We start from the raw sequence: 16836 nt of genomic DNA, 5'->3' as shown, positions 1-16836 counted from the left end.
ACAGAATACAGATACTTGATAAAGTTTGAACTCAAACAAAGCAAATCAGCTTTCCGAATTATTATTAACGTGAGTCAGAGATGGACACGGTAATAAACAGAATTTGCTTGGTGACAATAGCCTTGTGGAACCACCTGATCCCATCCCGAACTCAGAAGTGAAACGCAAACGCGCCGATGGTAGTGTGGGGTCTCCCCATGTGAGAGTAGGTCATCGCCAAGCGCCTAATTATCTCATTGAGATGTAACCAAGCCAGCTGAATAAGCTGGCTTTTTTGCATCTGCAATTTGTTAAATCCAGCCTAGTGTCTATTTAATTAGTCAGTTTTCCTCCCATTTTTCTCTCCTTAACACTCTCTTTCACTCTTCATGACATCAATAGTAAGTAATGGTTGTCGATTATTTGTTCGGTTATTTTGTCAATGCTCCGATTTTGCTACAGCTATCTTAGTTCTCGATCGAGCCTAGCTATTGCTATTAGTTAAGCGGTTACTTACCTTATGTTTTAATTTATTGGGGTAGATAAGGATCTGAGATGAAGTTAGAGATGATTTGCACTGGGGAAGAGGTGTTGGCGGGACAGATTGTTGATACCAACGCCGCTTGGTTTGCTAGTACTATGATGGAGCATGGTGTCGAGATCCAGCGTCGAGTGACCGTCGGCGATCGTCTCGAGGATCTGATTGCGGTTTTCCAAGAACGTAGCTTACATGCCGATGTGATTCTCGTTAATGGTGGTCTCGGGCCGACGAGTGATGATATGTCTGCTTTAGCGATGGCGAAGGCGAAGGGCGAACCATTGGTTGAGAATGCGGAGTGGCGTGAGCGTTTAGAGGAGTGGTTTACCCGTAATAACCGTGAAATGCCTTTAAGTAATCTCAAGCAAGCTATGCTACCAGCCTCAGCTGTGATGGTTGATAACCCAGTGGGAACCGCTTGTGGTTTTAGAGTTAAACTTAATCGCGCTTGGTTATTCTTCACGCCTGGAGTGCCTTTTGAGCTTAAGCACATGGTTACAGAGCAGTTTGTGCCCTTTATTCGCGAAGAGTTTAACCTTGATTCCAAGGTTGCCTTAAAGAAACTATTGACCATAGGTCAAGGTGAGTCCGCTTTGGCAGATAAGTTAGAACCGCTAGAGCTGCCAGAAGGCATTACTATTGGTTACCGCTCTTCTATGCCGCATATTGAGATTAAGATTTTCGCCCGTGGCGAGAAGGCGATTGCGGTATTACCTCGCGTCGCTGGGCACATCAAAATGGTGCTGGGTACTGCGGTTGTGGCGGAAGATAAAGCCACCCTTGCCGAAGAAATTCATTATAAGCTGCTTAACTCAGGCTTGACCTTAAGCGTTGCCGAGTCTTGCACTGGCGGCATGATCACCAGTCAGTTAGTTGATTTCCCAGGCAGTTCATCTTACTTACAGCACGGATTAGTGACTTACAGTAATGAATCTAAAGTTCGCGTGTTAGGTGTAAATCCTTCAACCTTAGATGATCATGGTGCAGTCTCCATTGCAACTGTGGAAGAAATGGCTAAGGGGGCAAGGCAAATTTTAGACAGTGATTATGCGCTGGCAACCAGTGGAATTGCGGGGCCCGATGGTGGCACAGATGAGAAACCTGTGGGCACTGTGGCGATCGCTTTAGCAACTCGCGGCGGTGTTTATAGTCAGATGATTAAACTACCGAGACGTTCGCGGGATCTGGTACGCAGTTTAAGTGCTGCTGTGGCTTACGATATGCTAAGACGTGAGCTTTTAGCTGAAGCTGTGATCGTCGATTATCAGTCGATTGGGCGATTCAGTAAGTAACTCTTATACGGGTATATATCCATTTATGCCCGCCAACAAAAATGCTCCCGAGGGAGCATTTTAACTTCTACAGAGATACAAAAATGGCAGATTATTTAGTGAACTTAAGCACTAATTTGCCTGGGGCAACTTGAATGCTTTCGGTCATTTTTGCCATCAGTGCTTGGTTACTGTCCTTGGTATCTAGTACATACACAGGCTGGTTTTCTAAGAATTGCCTTAGATAACCCATCACCTGCGGCGTGGCACTGCTAATCGCTTTTTCAATATCCTTGGGCGTTGATTCCACTTTGACTAATTCGAGTTGGCGCAGATAGACACTGTGCGTTGCGCTGTCATACCAAGGCTTGGCTTCGAAAGTCGTCGTGAGTTTGGCACTCAATGGAAAGATCGGATTCTTAATTGATACTTGAGTTGCGGCACTTACGCTCATAGTGTCAGGTTTTGCACCTAGCTTAACACTGATGTCGTTAATGCGCACTTCTGCGCCAACTAATTGATTGCCTTGTTTAATCTCAAAATGGATCTCTTTACTGAGGTACTGCTCCATTTCGTGCTCGCTGATACTATACTGCGAGACGCAGCCGCCAAGCAGTACAGTCAGTCCCAAGCAAATCGTGCGGGAAAGTTTTTTCATTAACCAGTGTTTCTCATACCCGCTGCCACACCTGCAATGGTCAGCATTAGCGCTAACTGTACATGTTCAGACGCAGGAGTTTCGGTTGTTTCCTTACGTGTCCGCGCTAATAGCTCGGTTTGTAAGAAGTTTAATGGATCGATATACGGATTTCGCAGTTTAACTGATTCGCGATTCCACGGTGTATGCGCCATTAAACTATCCGATTTTGTCAGCTCAAGCACGACTTTAATGCCCAGATCTAAGCGTTGGCGCAAGGTTTCGCCTAAGTGATGCAATTCCTTAGGTACTAAACAGGTTTCGTAGTAGCGGGCCAAATTAGGTTCCGCCTTGGCGTAGACCATTTCCAGCATTGAAATACGAGTGCTGAAGAAGGGCCATTCCCGCTCCATATCTTGCAGTAAGCCCATCTCACCACGTTCACTGGCGGCTTGTAGTGCTTCACCTGCGCCGAGCCATGCAGGTAACATCAAGCGGTTTTGCGACCAAGCAAAAATCCACGGAATAGCTCGCAGACTTTCGATCCCACCATCGACACGACGTTTGGCTGGACGGCTGCCGAGTGGCAGTTTTCCTAATTCCACTTCTGGCGTTGCCGCGCGGAAATAAGCAACAAAATCAGGTTCATCACGCACTATGCCACGGTAAGCACCCACTGATTCTTCAGCGATACGTTGCATGCAATTGCGCCATTCTTGCTTCGGCTCTGGCGGTGGTAATAGGGTTGCTTCCAATACGGCCGAGGTATACAGGGCCAAGCTTTGAACCGCGAGTTTTGGCAAGCCAAACTTGAAGCGGATCATTTCGCCCTGCTCAGTCACACGAATGCGGCCATCTACCGAACCTGGTGGTTGCGATAGGATTGCCTTGTGTGCAGGACCGCCCCCGCGACCAATGCTGCCACCACGGCCATGGAATAATGTGAGCTTGACGCCTGCTTGTTTACAGACCGCCACTAACTGCTCTTGGGCGTGATACTGAGCCCAAGCCGCCGCCATTACGCCGGCATCTTTAGCTGAGTCAGAGTAACCAATCATAACTTCTTGCATGCCTTTGGTATAACCACGATACCAGTCGATATCGAGCAAATCGGTAATACAGGCCGCGGCGTTGTTTAAGTCGCTTAAGGTTTCAAACAGCGGTACCACGCGCATTGGGTGCGAACAGCCCGTTTCTTTGAGCAAGAGTAAAACCGTTAAGACATCCGATGGTTTACCCGCCATCGAAATCACATAGGATCCGAGTGCTTTTGCCGGATGTTTAGCAATCAAACGACAGGTATTAAGCACTTCGGCCACATCGGCTGAGGGTTGCCAGTTACTTGGGATCAGTGGACGACGGTTGCTGAGTTCACGTAATAGGAAGGCTTGCTTCTCGGTTTCATCCCAATGGTTGAAATCACCCATGCCGAGATAGCGAGTTAACTCGGCGAGCACATCGCTGTGACGGCTGGCGTCTTGGCGAATGTCGAGTCTGAGCATATGAATGCCAAAACAGGCGAGACGGCGGAGAATGTCGAGCAATAAACCGTTGGCGATTAAGCGCATACCGCAGTCGGTTAAACTCTTATAGAGCATTTCTAGCGGCGCTTTGAGATCACTTTCTTGCCAAATCAGGCTCGACTTATCGACTTCAGGATTGTGGCCTTCGATGCGCGCATTCAAATAATCTATGGTGTCACGCAGTCTTTGACGAATAGATCGCAGCACGTGGCGGTAAGGTTCGCAGCTGTTATTGGTATAAGCCTTTAACTCATCATTGGCTTCTTCCATCGACAGTTCACCGACCAGTAGGACTATGTCTTTTAAGAATAATCTGGCGGCAGCATGGCGGTTACGATCGAGCACCTCTTGGGTGACTTTGGCAGTTACAAACGGGTTGCCGTCGCGATCGCCGCCCATCCAGCTTGAAAAGCGCACTGGCGCTATATCAATCGGTAATTGCTGCCCTGTGCGTTGCTGCACTCGATCGTTAAGTTGTCTTAAGAAGTCAGGCACCGCATGCCAGAGTGACTCTTCAATGGTGGATAATCCCCAGCGAGCCTCATCTACTGGAGTTGGGCGCTCGCGGCGGATCTCATTGGTGTGCCATATTTGCGCGATTAATTGGCGCAGGCGCAGGTTGATCTGTTGACGTTCTCTATCCGACAGTTGGTCGTTTTCTTGCTCTGTTAAGCAGTCGACAATGGCGGCGTATTTTTGGATCAGGGTGCGACGGGATATTTCAGTGGGGTGCGCTGTTAGCACCAGATCAATATCCAGTGTTTTTAGACAGTCGAGCATTTTAGCTTGGTCGACACGACCATTGAGCATGCGGCCTAGGAGTTGTTCCACTGGGTCTGGTACGCAGACAAGTTCGTCGCAATTACGACTGATAGTATGAAATTGCTCGGATAAGTTAGCTAAGTTAAGAAATTGGTTAAAAGCTTTTGCAAAAGGGACTAATTCTTCGTCTGGCAAAGCTGTCAGTAACTCGAGCATTTGCTCTCTGGCGGCTTGATCGCCTCGGCGTGAGTCTTTGGCAAGCTTACGGATCTGTTCAACCTTCTCAAGAAAAGAGTCCCCAAGATGGGTACGCATAGTATCGCCAAGGATTTGGCCTAACATACTCACGTTCGATCTTAATGACGCATACATATCTGTCATATTGTCTGCCATGGTTACTGACATAGTTACTCCGAATAGAAAAACATGAAAATTCCGCTGTGCATTTAGCCCGTTAGCACAATACCTATCACTTGGGGCTATGGTCAACAGCAGAACTTATAACTTATACGACTGGCTTATCCGATATGCAACCAATCACGGTATTTGATGAAGAATATTCAATAGAAATGCGAAGTCACGCAATATTTTTTGATGATTAGTGCAAGTGAATATGAAGTGCATCATTTTCTGCTTTGCAGACATGTATCTTAGCTGTTAATGAAAAGGACTGATTTTGACTCATGTTGACCCTGGATAACTGTGTTATTAACGAGTTAACTGAATGGGAACTGTGTCTTCGATATCCCAGTTTGAGCTTAAAATATGAAAATAAATTAAAAATATATATTCACATATATTGCATAAGTAGATCTTTGTGGTAGTCTAGCCATCAGTTGAGATGAGTCACCCTCTGTGACCTGTAGAGTGAATATCATGATGCACAGTATTAGCCTGACAGTGAATAAAATAACAACCTATTACGATTTCCTGCGACGATAGTCTTGTCATCATAGATATGCGCGGTTGCGTGTAAGCTATTCATCTACTCTTTAAGTTTCTTTGATTCGGTTAATAAGACAAAAAACATGAAAAATATCGCCATTATTGGTGCCAGTGGTTACACAGGCGCGCAACTGACCGCTTTAATCCATGCAGAAGCAGATCTGACGATTCAGGGGTTGTATGTTTCTGAAAACAGTTTAGATAAAGGTAAACCTTTAGCGGATTTGTATCCTAGCTATAGCCATATTGCATTAACGCTGTCGCCATTGTCCGATGAAGCTAAGGTAAAAATCGTTGCCGAAGCTGATGCCGTGGTGTTAGCGACTGAGCACTCGGTGAGCCTGCATTTAGCGGCTTGGTTTTATAGCCAAGGGTTAGCGGTATTCGATTTAAGCGGTGCTTATCGTTTTAGCGATGTGGCGCAATATCCGAAGTGGTATGGCTTTGAGCATGAATATCCTGAAGTTTTAGCCAAAGCTGTGTATGGCCTTGCCGAATGGAATGCTAAAGAAATCGCTGCGACTAAGATGATTGCCGTGCCAGGTTGTTACCCGACCGCATCATTGACAGCGTTAAAACCGCTAGCGAGTTTACTGACATCGGCTTATCCGGTGATCAATGCCGTGAGCGGCGTAACAGGTGCGGGCCGTAAAGCGCAGTTACACACCAGTTTTTGTGAAGTGAGCCTGACACCTTACGGCGTATTAGGCCACAGACATCAACCCGAGATCGCCACTCAGCTTGGTCAAGAAGTGATATTTACCCCGCACCTTGGCAACTTTAAGCGTGGCATTTTAGCGACCATTACCGTGCAGCTAAAACCAGGCACTACGACTGCCGATGTGGCAGCGGCCTATAGCGTGTATGACAAGGCGCCATTGGTAACCGTAAAGCACAATCAGTTCCCGAAAGTGGACGATGTGGTGCTGACACCTAACTGTCACTTAGGTTGGAAGTTTGATGAGAATAGTGGTTACTTAGTGGTAGCCAGTGCCATCGATAACTTGATGAAAGGTGCTGCCAGCCAAGCGCTGCAATGCATAAAGATTCATTTTAACCTTTAATTGTTCATCCTTATTTAAGAGAGTCGTCAAGATGTCTACAAACAACTCAGTATTAGTGCTTAAAGTGGGCGGCGCGCTGCTGCAATGTGAAATGGGGATGGCGCGATTGATGGATACGGCTGCGGCTATGTTAGCCAATGGTCAGCAAGTGTTGATGGTGCATGGCGGCGGCTGTCTGGTGGATGAGCAGCTAGCAGCGAATGGTATGGAAACCGTCAAGTTAGAAGGTTTGCGTGTGACTCCGCCTGAGCAAATGCCGATTATTGCCGGCGCACTTGCGGGTACTTCGAACAAAATTCTTCAAGGCGCAGCGACTAAGGCTGGCATTGTGAGTGTGGGCATGAGCCTTGCCGATGGCAATACTGTTTCGGCTAAGATTAAAGATGAGCGTTTAGGCCTAGTGGGCGAAGTCACGCCAAACGATGGCACTTATCTTAAATTTATCCTCGCCCAAGGTTGGATGCCGATTTGTAGCTCCATCGCCATGATGGACGATGGCCAAATGCTTAACGTCAATGCAGACCAAGCGGCAACTGCATTAGCCAAATTAGTGGGCGGCAAGTTAGTGCTACTGTCGGATGTTTCTGGGGTGCTCGATGGTAAAGGCCAGCTCATCCATAGTTTAAATGGCAAGCAGATAGCAGACCTTGTTAAGCAAGGTGTGATCGAAAAGGGAATGAAGGTCAAAGTTGAAGCTGCGCTCGAAGTAGCACAGTGGATGGGGCAGGCGGTACAAGTTGCCTCGTGGCGTGATGCAAGCCAATTAATCGCATTAGCAAAAGGTGAAGCCGTAGGAACACAAATCCAACCATAAGTGGAGTAGGTTATGAAGCATTTACTATCGATAAAAGACTTAACCCAGCAGCAGTTACAGGATCTAATTGCCTTGGCAAAAACGATTAAAGCCAATCCGGCTGAGTATCGTCATGCGCTGGATGGCAAGAGTGTGGTGATGTTATTTGAAAAGCCCTCACTCAGAACTCGCGTCAGCTTTGATATCGGTATTAATAAGCTCGGTGGCCACTGTTTATACCTAGACCAGCAAAATGGTGAACTGGGAAAACGGGAATCGGTTGCTGACTTTGCTTCTAACCTGTCATGTTGGGCCGACGCAATTGTGGCGAGAACCTATTCACACACCACTATCGAACAATTAGCCGAGTTCGGCTCAGTGCCCGTGATCAATGCGCTGTCGGATCTTTATCATCCTTGCCAAGCCTTAGCTGACTTTTTAACTCTGGCAGAGCAGTTTGAGGATGTCAGTAAAGCTAAATTAGCTTATGTTGGTGATGGTAATAATGTCACTAACTCGCTGATGTACTGTGCGGCTATTCTCGGTGCCACCATGACAGTGATCTGCCCGGCGGGTCACTTTCCTGATGGCTACGTAGTGGCAGAAGTGCAAGAGCTCGCCAAACGATATGGCGGCAAGATAGTGCTGACTTCAGATATCGATGCGATTGAAGGTCACGACGCTATTTATACTGATACTTGGATTTCAATGGGCGATCCAACGCCTTTGTCGGATATCAAAGCGAAGTTTGCACCATACCAAGTAAACAAAGCTTTGATGGCGAAAGCGGGCGCTAACTTCTTTATGCATTGTTTGCCCGCCCACCGTGGTGTAGAAGTAACAGATGAAGTGATGGACGGTGCAGGATCCTTAATTCTGCAACAAGCCGAAAATCGGATGCATGCCCAAAATGCGGTACTGGTAACCTTATTTAGTTAAATTAACCCTGTTTAGCAGCCTGTTTTCTCCCTGAGAGAAACGAGTCATAGGAATTTAAGATGTCTATCGAGATAAAAAATACTGGCGTGAAAAAAGTGGTTTTAGCCTATTCAGGTGGTCTAGATACCTCGGCCATTATTCCTTGGTTAAAAGAAAACTACGATAACTGTGAAATCATCGCATTCTGCGCCGACGTTGGCCAAGGCGAAGAAGAGCTGGTTGGCTTGACTGAAAAAGCTTTAGCTTCAGGTGCTTCTGAATGTCATATCGTCGATCTAAAAGAAGAATTCGTTAAAGACTATATCTACCCAACGATTGCGAGCGGTGCGATTTACGAAGGCACTTATTTACTCGGTACGTCAATGGCGCGTCCTATTATTGCCAAAGCGCAGGTTGAAGTGGCTCGTAAAGTGGGCGCCGATGCTCTGTGTCACGGTTGTACCGGCAAAGGTAACGACCAAGTGCGTTTCGAAGGTTGCTTCGCCGCATTAGCACCTGATTTAAAAGTGATTGCCCCATGGCGTGAATGGACTATGCAGAGCCGTGAAGATCTACTGGCCTATTTAGCTGAACGTGACATCAAGACGTCAGCGTCAGCGACTAAAATCTATAGCCGTGATGCCAACGCTTTCCATATTTCCCATGAAGGTGGTGAGTTAGAAGATCCATGGAACGAGCCAAGCAAAGGCGTATGGACACTGACTGCCGATCCTGAAGATGCACCGAACAAGCCTGAATATGTGTCGCTAGAAGTAGAACATGGCCGTATCACTAAAGTGAATGGTGAAGCCCTAACGCCTTATGCTGCACTGATGACATTAAACGCCATTGCTGCGCCACACGGTGTGGGCCGTATCGACATTACCGAAAACCGTTTAGTGGGTATGAAGTCTCGCGGTTGTTACGAAACACCCGGTGGCACTGTGATGTTCGCAGCACTACGTGCGATTGAAGAGCTCGTACTCGACAAGACTAGCCGTAACTGGCGTGAGCAAGTTGCCGCACAAATGGCGCATTTAGTGTATGACGGCCGTTGGTTCACGCCACTGTGTAAGTCACTGCTGGCAGCATCTGAATCACTGGCTGAATCAGTTAACGGTGAAGTTGTGGTAAAACTCTACAAAGGCCAAGCGAGCGCAGTGAAGAAACGTTCACCTAACAGCTTGTACTCTGAAGCGTTTGCCACCTTCGGTGAAGATCAAGTTTACGATCAAAAGCATGCAGAAGGCTTTATCCGCCTGTACTCATTAGCGAGCCGCATCCGCGCACTCAATGCTAATGATGTAAAGTCTAAGTAAGAGGTCGTTTAAAAGGGCGCCTAGCGCCCTTTTTTGTTTTTAGGTTTTGATTTAGTTTTTGATTCAGATGAGTCGATTTCAAATAAGCAGTGAGTAAGGGGAGTTAGCATGGCTTTATGGGGTGGAAGATTTCAGGGCGAAACGAGCGCGCTATTCAAATTATTCAACGATTCGTTGCCTGTGGATTATCGCTTGTTCGAACAGGATGTGGTCGGCTCCATTGCTTGGGCGGATGCGATTGTCAGCGTGGGAATTATCTCGGCAACTGAATGCCGCGACTTGAAAAAAGCGCTTAATGACTTACTGGTGGAAGTGCAGGGCGATCCAGCGATTATTCTCGCCTCGGGCGCTGAAGATATTCACAGTTTCGTCGAGTCGGCCTTGATTGCCAAAGTGGGCGATCTCGGTAAGAAATTGCACACCGGTCGTAGCCGTAACGATCAAGTTGCCACCGATTTAAAGCTTTGGTGTCAATCCGAAGGCAAAGCATTACTCGCGCGCCTTCAAGGTTTACATGCTGAATTACTGGCGTTGGCTGAGCGTGAATTTGATGCGGTAATGCCGGGTTATACTCACTTGCAGCGCGCGCAACCTGTGACATTTGGCCACTGGTGTTTAGCGTATGTGGAAATGACTGAGCGGGATATCAGCCGTTTAAGCGATGCGTTAACCCGCGCTAATACCTGTCCTTTAGGTTCTGGAGCATTAGCAGGCACAGCTTATAAGATGGATCGACATGCTCTGGCCGCGGCGCTGAATTTTGCCTCGCCAACGCTGAATAGCTTAGATAGTGTATCAGACAGAGATCACGTGGTAGAGCTTTGTTCAACCGCATCGATCAGCATGATGCACTTAAGCCGTATGGCTGAAGATTTGATTTTCTTTAACTCAGGTGAAGCGAACTTTATTTCCCTGAGTGATGAAGTGACCTCGGGTTCATCCCTGATGCCACAGAAGAAAAATCCAGACGCATTAGAGCTTATCCGTGGCAAAACTGGCCGGGTTTATGGCAGCTTAGTGGGCATTCTCACTACGATGAAAGCGCTGCCTTTGGCGTACAACAAAGATATGCAGGAAGATAAAGAAGGCCTGTTTGATGTGGTCGATAGCTGGGCAATTTGCCTCGATATGGCGGCGTTGGTGTTGTCAGGTTTGAAGGTCAATCGTCCTAATGCACTGTTAGCCGCACAGCAAGGTTATGCAAATTCTACTGAGCTTGCTGATTATCTCGTGTCTAAAGGTATGCCTTTCCGTGAGGCGCACCATGTTGTGGGTGAAGTCGTGGTTGCTGCGATAGCGAAGCAAATTCCGCTCGAGGATTTCTCCTTGGCCGAATTAAAAACTTTTGCCGCCATCATTGAAGATGATGTCTATCCAAACCTGACTATTGAAGCTTGTTTAGCGAAACGTGACGTGCTCGGTGGTACTGCATTGCCACAAATTCAGCAGGCGATCGCGGCTAAGAAAGCCCGCTAAAGTAAGTTGTTCAAATCAACAAGCCAATAAAAAACGCGACTTAAGGTCGCGTTTTTTATTGGGCCACAATTAGTGGTAATGACTTTTTAGCATTTGTTTATTGGAATAAATCATCAGTTGGTGCATCGATGAATAAATTGTTTTCATCCTGAGTTTCGCTGATGTATTCCTTCGGCTCTGTACCTGAAATAAAGTACTCGAACGCACTGGTATAGTCGGTTTTACGGGTCAGTTTACCCGTCGCTAAATCGATGCGTACCGAAACTATGCCTTCTGGTGGAATCGAGGTTGTTTCAGGTGTGCCTTGTAAGACACTGTTCATAAACTCGTTCCAGCCCGGACCAGCTGTTTTCGCACCCGCTTCGGCGCCAGTTATCTGATCTTTTTCGCCGTTTGCATTCCATGCGGTTCTGCCCAGTTGGCGACCATGATCGTCGAAACCGACCCAGAACGTACTGGTGATGACAGGGCTAAAACCACTGAACCAAGTGTCGCGCGATTCGTTGGTAGTACCCGTTTTACCTGCAATATCATGGCGCTTAATCAATTTTGCTGCGCGCCAAGCCGTACCTTGCCAACCCGTGCCTTTACTCCAATCGCCGCCACCCCAGATCACGCTCTTCAGTGCTTCGGTAATGAGGAATGCCGTTTGCTCTGAAATAATTTGCGGAGCGTAGCGACCAGTTTGTTCGAAACACTGCGCAAAGGGGGCACTAGGTTCTGCACTAGAGTCTCCACTTACGCTGAACGCCATAGGATCGCTCGGTGTAACTGGTTGGCTAAGACTTTGGCTAGGCTTACAGGCCAATGTAGGATTCGCTTTTTCGATAACATTGCCGTAAGCATCTTCTACGCGATCAATATAGAAAGGTTCGAGTAAGAAACCGCCGTTAGCAAATACGTTAAATGCAGTAACTACTTGCAATGGCGTGACTGAAGACGAACCTAATGCAATCGATTCGTTGCGAGGTAAGTCGTTAGGATCAAAACCAAATTCAACGAGTTGAGCAATGGTTTCGTCGAGTCCGACATGGCGCATTGCACGCACAGACATAACGTTAATAGATTGCGCTAAACCCACACGTAAACGAGTTGGGCCGCCATAGATATCGGGTGAATTTTTAGGGCGCCATGCAGTGCCTTGGCTGATATCGGGTTTATTAATTGGCGCATTGTCTATGAGGGTCGCTAAGGTAAAGCCTTTCTCTAATGCTGCGGCATAGATGAAAGGTTTAATATTCGAACCTAATTGACGTTTCGCTTGAGTCACTCGGTTGTATTGGCTTTGGCTAAAGCTATAACCACCAACTAAAGTGCGAATAGCACCATTTTTGGGGTCGAGTGATACTGTTGCGCTGGCGACTTCTGGTACTTGCGATAGTTGCAAATATTGGCCGTTATCACGGATCCAAATACGTTCGCCGACCTTGAGCATGTCAGAAGCTGATTTCGGTACACTGCCTTGACGCTTATCAGTAATAAACTTACGTGCCCACTTCAATCCATCCCAAGTAATGACTTTGGTCTCGCCCTTGGCGGTCATTATGCTGGCTTGCTGATCTGCAATGCTGATGACTGCGGCGGGTTGCAATTCTTGTACTGAAGCAATCTTGGCTAGTTCAGTTTTGATTTGAGCAGGCTCAGGTTTTTCGTCCGTCCACAATACGGCAGCAGGACCACGGTAGCCATGGCGTTCATCATAGGCATAGACGTTATTACGCAGTGCCTGTTGAGCTTTAAGTTGTAGATCCGATGAGATAGTCGTATAGACGTTGTAGCCATTGGTATAGGCCTCTTCTTCACCGTACTTCTGTACCATGTAATCCCGAGCCATTTCAGAAATATAAGGGGCATAGAGATCAATTTCAGCGCCATGATATCTGGCCACCAATGGCTCTTGTAGTGCCGCTTGGTATTCGGTTTGGCTGATGTAGCCGACTTCATTCATCCGCATGAGGACGACATTACGGCGAGCCAGTGCACGCGAAGGTGACGTGATTGGATTGAGTGTAGAGGGCGCCTTGGGTAGGCCTGCAATAACGGCCAGTTCAGATAAGCTGAGTTCCTGCACGTTTTTACCGAAATACACTTGCGCAGCAGCCCCAACACCGTAGGCCCGTTGGCCTAAGTAAATGCGGTTTACGTAGAGCTCTAAAATTTCATCTTTGGTGAGTAACTCTTCAATATGATAGGAGATAAAAATCTCCTTCACTTTACGAATAATAGTCTTATCGCGGGTTAAGAAGAAGTTACGTGCGACCTGCATGGTAATCGTACTCGCACCTTGCTTTTTCTCACCAGTGGTCAACATCACTAATGCGGCGCGAAGCACGCCAACAGGATCTATACCACCATGTTCATAAAAGCGGGCATCTTCGGTTGCGATAAACGCCTGTAGCAGAGGTTTTGGCACTTCGTCTAACGTTAGTGGAATGCGACGTTTCTCACCGAATTGAGAAATAAGTTTGCCGTCACTACTGTAAATACGTAAAGGTGTTTGAAGTTGCACATTTTTTAGTGTTGAAACATCCGGTAAATCCGGCAAAACATAAAAGTATGCTGCCACAATGGCGCCTACGCCCAAAAGGGCTAGACTGAATAGTGCTATAACAATACGTTTTAACCACTTCACCAAAATTTATCCTAATGTTCTGTTAAGTGCGACAGTATATAAGGCGCACACGTCTTGGTGAAGTAAAAACGTGAGACTCACAAAATAGCATTTGTAAAATGATGAAACATTCGATACAACTAAGTATAACAAGTTGATTTTGTGCTAATCTCTTTTACTGAAATATAAATAAAAAAGTGACAATGGATATGCTTTCAAATTTATGGAAGCGTCAGGCTCCGCAGATGGTGGGAATCGATATCGGTTCCCATGAAGTTAAGGCCATTTTGTTGAGTAAGACTGCTGACGGATACAAAATATTGAGTCATGCCGCGGTACCCATTAAGAAGGGGGCCGTTAACGATCATGATATTCGTGATGCTGATGCCGTTGTTGAATGCCTTAAGCAAATAAAACGTAGCCTGCCTAAATCCGTTAAATATGCCGCTGTTTCTGTTTCGGGTTCTGCTGTGATGACGAAAGTGATCTACATGGATGCCTCCCTTAGTGAGGAAGAAATGGAGGCACAGATAGAAATTGAAGCCGATAACCTTATTCCGTATTCACTCGATGAAGTTAGCATAGATTTTGAAACGCTAAACGTAAACAGTACCGATCCTACTAAAGTTGATGTGCTGTTGAGCGCATGCCGCACTGACAATATTGATGTGAGAGTCGATGCGCTGGATAGCGTGGAACTTGAGGCTAAAGTGGTGGATGTTGAAGGTTACGCTTTAGGTAGAGCTGCAGAGTTAATTCTGGCCCAGCTTCCAGAAGGAGCGAAACATAAAGCCGTTGCTATGGTTGATATCGGCGCGAATATGACGACTTTCTCTGTGGTTGAATCGGGTGAGACGACTTTTATTCGTGAGCAAGCTTTCGGTGGTGAGCAATTTACTCAGTCAATATTATCCTTCTATGGCATGTCTTATGATCAAGCTGAGAAAGCAAAGATTGAAGGCGACTTACCACGAAATTATATGTTTGAAGTTTTGTCACCTTTTCAAACTCAGCTATTACAACAAATAAAACGTACGCTGCAGATTTATTGCACTTCCAGCGGTAAAGATAAAGTCGACTACCTCGTATTATGCGGTGGGACATCTAAATTAGAAGGTATGGCTAATTTACTGACGAATGAATTGGGTGTTCACACTATTATCGCCGATCCTTTTCAAGGGTGTTTGCATGCCGATGAGTCTGTTAAAAGTGCGCTGCAACCTACAATCAGCAAATATATGGTTGCTTGTGGCTTAGCATTGAGGAGTTACGGTCAATGGCGAACATAAACCTACTCCCTTGGCGAGAAGAGGCGAGAGAAAAACAAAAGCGCGACTATATTGGTATTTTAGCTGCAGTATTTTTAGCGTCGGCGATTTTAGTCTATGTCGCAGTATCTTTATTAGATGTTATGACCGATGAGCAAAAAGCACGTAACGCTTATTTGCAATCGGAAATCAGTCTGCTTGAAACACAAATTTCTGAGATCAAGAAAATTACTGAACGTAAGAAAGATATTGAGCGGCGTACAGAAATTATTCTTAATCTACAGCAATCCCGTAATTTGCCTACTCACGTGTTAGATGAGCTTGTTCGAATTGTACCTCCAGGAATATATCTGTCTAGCCTAGAGAAAAAGGGCAGTTTGTTGCTGATTGAAGGGCGTAGTGAATCGAACAATAACGTCGCCAACATGATGCGAAAAGTGAAAACATCCGAATGGTTAACCGATCCTAATATGCAGTCGATCGTGACCCAAAATGAAGAGTTACGGCAATTACAGCGTTTTAGTTTGAGAGTCACTATTAAAGGCGCGAGTGTAGATGAGCCTGAGAAAATGACAAAAGGAGCGAGTAAATGAAACTCGATCTAAGTCAATTTAATGATATCGACTTTGAAAATATTGGTGGTTGGCCAAATCAAGTTAAAACCTTTTTCGCGATCCTTTTAGCACTCTGTGTTTTTGCTGCGGGATATTTCTTGGTCGTCTCCGATTCGGTAGATATTTATACCGCAGAGCAAGATAAAGAAGTGCAGCTCAGAGATGATTTCAAGAATAAGTATCAACTTGCGGCAAATTTAAAACTCTACCGAGATCAGCTAGCGACGATGGAAGTGCAGTTTGCAGAGTTACTGAAGATGCTGCCCTCTGAAAATGAAATGCCAGGTTTGCTAGACGATTTAACTTTTGTCGCTACGGATGCAGGACTCAAAATTAATAGTTTGAATTGGGAGGCCGAAATTCAGCGGGATTTCTATATTGAGTTTCCAATTAAAATGTCTGTGACGGGAGATTACCATCAGCTAGGTAGTATGGTGAGTGGTGTCGCTAAGCTGCCGCGTATCGTTAGCCTCCATGATTTCACCATTAAGCGAGACGAAGCCGGCAACTTAGCAATGGATATCTTAGCCAAGACATACCGCTTTAAAGAAGGGGCTGAATTACCGCCTGAAAAACCTGCTAATAAGGGGAAGAAATAATGAAATTCTTACCTTTGTTAGCCTTGAGTCTTTTTTTAATGGGTTGTGTTGGCGATCGTAGTGATTTAGAGCTATTTGTTACTACAACCAAAGCGCAACACGTTGCTCATATCCCGCCCTTGAAAGAGCCGCCAAGATTTGAGCACTTTGCCTATCAAGCCGAGTTAATGCGAAGCCCTTTTGTACCACCTTCGCGTGAGTTAACGGAAGAAGTTGTTGATACCAGCAAAGATTGTTTACAACCGGACTTAAAGCGTCGAAAAGGACGATTAGAAACTTATCCTTTAGATAATTTAAAAATGCGTGGCACCTTAAGTGAAGCCGATACAACTTGGGCGTTAGTTGAAACAAATGACGGCAGTGTTTATCGGATGGGCGTTGGTGAGTATTTAGGTCTGTTTAATGGACGCATTTCTAAAGTTACTTCACAAAATGTCGAAGTAGTAGAATTAATTCCAGATGGTTCAGGTTGTTGGTCCGAAAGGACGAGCAATTTAGAACTTTCTGGAGAATAACGAG

General features: G+C 46.1%; 13 protein-coding genes and 1 rRNA gene. 11 read left to right on the top strand and 3 right to left on the bottom strand.

Translation table 11 applies throughout. From position 1 onward, the window contains the following. Positions 1 to 106: 106 nt before the first annotated feature. Together rrf and HQQ92_RS20835 are read left to right on the top strand one after the other, a co-directional pair. Positions 107 to 222 (top strand): 5S ribosomal RNA (gene rrf, locus HQQ92_RS20840). Positions 223 to 534: 312 nt separating this feature from the next. Then, positions 535 to 1809, top strand: a complete 1275-nt coding sequence (locus tag HQQ92_RS20835) for a CinA family nicotinamide mononucleotide deamidase-related protein (RefSeq protein WP_173248122.1) — start codon at positions 535 to 537, stop codon at positions 1807 to 1809. Positions 1810 to 1900: 91 nt separating this feature from the next. Here HQQ92_RS20835 and HQQ92_RS20830 read toward each other — a convergent pair whose 3' ends face one another. Both HQQ92_RS20830 and ppc read right to left on the bottom strand, forming a co-directional pair. After that, positions 1901 to 2446 (bottom strand): DUF1439 domain-containing protein, encoded by a 546-nt coding sequence (locus HQQ92_RS20830; protein ID WP_173248120.1) that lies wholly within the window; start codon positions 2444 to 2446, stop codon positions 1901 to 1903. After that, positions 2446 to 5115 carry a phosphoenolpyruvate carboxylase gene (gene ppc, locus HQQ92_RS20825; RefSeq protein WP_113941466.1) on the bottom strand — a complete coding sequence of 890 codons (2670 nt, stop codon included), beginning with the start codon at positions 5113 to 5115 and terminating at the stop codon, positions 2446 to 2448. Before ppc ends, HQQ92_RS20830 begins: the two co-directional genes overlap by 1 nt. 623 nt (positions 5116 to 5738) lie before the next feature. Here ppc and argC point away from each other — a divergent pair. The 5 genes from argC (at position 5739) to argH (ending at position 11225) form a co-directional block, all read left to right on the top strand. Next, the gene (gene argC, locus HQQ92_RS20820) at positions 5739 to 6719 is read left to right on the top strand and encodes an N-acetyl-gamma-glutamyl-phosphate reductase (RefSeq protein ID WP_173248117.1); all 981 of its coding nucleotides are present in this window, start codon (positions 5739 to 5741) and stop codon (positions 6717 to 6719) included. 31 nt (positions 6720 to 6750) lie between these two features. Beyond that, positions 6751 to 7533: an acetylglutamate kinase gene (gene argB, locus HQQ92_RS20815; protein WP_106649098.1), complete on the top strand. Its 783-nt coding sequence runs from the start codon at positions 6751 to 6753 to the stop codon at positions 7531 to 7533. 12 nt (positions 7534 to 7545) lie between these two features. After that, positions 7546 to 8451, top strand: coding sequence for an ornithine carbamoyltransferase (locus tag HQQ92_RS20810; RefSeq protein ID WP_105250543.1), 906 nt, complete (start codon positions 7546 to 7548; stop codon positions 8449 to 8451). A gap of 59 nt (positions 8452 to 8510) precedes the next feature. Next, on the top strand, positions 8511 to 9749 hold the full coding sequence (locus HQQ92_RS20805) for an argininosuccinate synthase (protein ID WP_173248114.1): 1239 nt from the start codon (positions 8511 to 8513) through the stop codon (positions 9747 to 9749). Between the two features lie 108 nt (positions 9750 to 9857). After that, complete coding sequence (gene argH / locus HQQ92_RS20800) at positions 9858 to 11225, top strand: argininosuccinate lyase (protein WP_173248112.1); 1368 nt, start codon at positions 9858 to 9860, stop codon at positions 11223 to 11225. A gap of 97 nt (positions 11226 to 11322) precedes the next feature. Here argH and HQQ92_RS20795 read toward each other — a convergent pair whose 3' ends face one another. Continuing rightward, on the bottom strand, positions 11323 to 13857 hold the full coding sequence (locus HQQ92_RS20795; protein ID WP_173248110.1) for a penicillin-binding protein 1A: 2535 nt from the start codon (positions 13855 to 13857) through the stop codon (positions 11323 to 11325). 188 nt (positions 13858 to 14045) lie between these two features. Between HQQ92_RS20795 and HQQ92_RS20790 the strand changes: the two genes are divergently transcribed. Genes HQQ92_RS20790 through HQQ92_RS20775 form a run of 4 tightly spaced genes read left to right on the top strand, consistent with a single transcriptional unit; the run spans position 14046 to position 16832 of the window. Beyond that, positions 14046 to 15125, top strand: coding sequence for a pilus assembly protein PilM (locus HQQ92_RS20790; protein WP_105253014.1), 1080 nt, complete (start codon positions 14046 to 14048; stop codon positions 15123 to 15125). Next, positions 15113 to 15697: a PilN domain-containing protein gene (locus HQQ92_RS20785; RefSeq protein ID WP_105250539.1), complete on the top strand. Its 585-nt coding sequence runs from the start codon at positions 15113 to 15115 to the stop codon at positions 15695 to 15697. The genes HQQ92_RS20790 and HQQ92_RS20785 overlap by 13 nt, the downstream gene beginning before the upstream one ends. Next, positions 15694 to 16317 (top strand): type 4a pilus biogenesis protein PilO, encoded by a 624-nt coding sequence (locus tag HQQ92_RS20780; RefSeq protein ID WP_105250538.1) that lies wholly within the window; start codon positions 15694 to 15696, stop codon positions 16315 to 16317. Before HQQ92_RS20785 ends, HQQ92_RS20780 begins: the two co-directional genes overlap by 4 nt. After that, positions 16317 to 16832 (top strand): pilus assembly protein PilP, encoded by a 516-nt coding sequence (locus HQQ92_RS20775; protein WP_105250537.1) that lies wholly within the window; start codon positions 16317 to 16319, stop codon positions 16830 to 16832. Before HQQ92_RS20780 ends, HQQ92_RS20775 begins: the two co-directional genes overlap by 1 nt. Positions 16833 to 16836 lie beyond the last annotated feature (4 nt).

The sequence above is a fragment of the Shewanella sp. DC2-4 genome (genome assembly GCF_013248875.1).
GTDB classification, from domain to species: Bacteria; Pseudomonadota; Gammaproteobacteria; order Enterobacterales; family Shewanellaceae; genus Shewanella; species Shewanella oncorhynchi.
This window is presented reverse-complemented; position numbering and strand designations above follow the sequence as displayed.

What these genes read in the sequence shown, in the direction of transcription:
- HQQ92_RS20785 (WP_105250539.1), top strand. Translation starts at nt 15,113, where the DNA reads ATGGCGAACATAAACCTACTCCCTTGGCGAGAAGAGGCGAGAGAAAAA.
- HQQ92_RS20790 (WP_105253014.1), top strand. Translation starts at nt 14,046, where the DNA reads ATGCTTTCAAATTTATGGAAGCGTCAGGCTCCGCAGATGGTGGGAATC.
- argH (WP_173248112.1), top strand. Translation starts at nt 9,858, where the DNA reads ATGGCTTTATGGGGTGGAAGATTTCAGGGCGAAACGAGCGCGCTATTC.
- HQQ92_RS20835 (WP_173248122.1), top strand. Translation starts at nt 535, where the DNA reads ATGAAGTTAGAGATGATTTGCACTGGGGAAGAGGTGTTGGCGGGACAG.
- ppc (WP_113941466.1), bottom strand. Translation starts at nt 5,115, where the DNA reads ATGTCAGTAACCATGGCAGACAATATGACAGATATGTATGCGTCATTA.
- HQQ92_RS20810 (WP_105250543.1), top strand. Translation starts at nt 7,546, where the DNA reads ATGAAGCATTTACTATCGATAAAAGACTTAACCCAGCAGCAGTTACAG.
- HQQ92_RS20830 (WP_173248120.1), bottom strand. Translation starts at nt 2,446, where the DNA reads ATGAAAAAACTTTCCCGCACGATTTGCTTGGGACTGACTGTACTGCTT.
- argB (WP_106649098.1), top strand. Translation starts at nt 6,751, where the DNA reads ATGTCTACAAACAACTCAGTATTAGTGCTTAAAGTGGGCGGCGCGCTG.
- argC (WP_173248117.1), top strand. Translation starts at nt 5,739, where the DNA reads ATGAAAAATATCGCCATTATTGGTGCCAGTGGTTACACAGGCGCGCAA.
- HQQ92_RS20775 (WP_105250537.1), top strand. Translation starts at nt 16,317, where the DNA reads ATGAAATTCTTACCTTTGTTAGCCTTGAGTCTTTTTTTAATGGGTTGT.
- HQQ92_RS20805 (WP_173248114.1), top strand. Translation starts at nt 8,511, where the DNA reads ATGTCTATCGAGATAAAAAATACTGGCGTGAAAAAAGTGGTTTTAGCC.
- HQQ92_RS20780 (WP_105250538.1), top strand. Translation starts at nt 15,694, where the DNA reads ATGAAACTCGATCTAAGTCAATTTAATGATATCGACTTTGAAAATATT.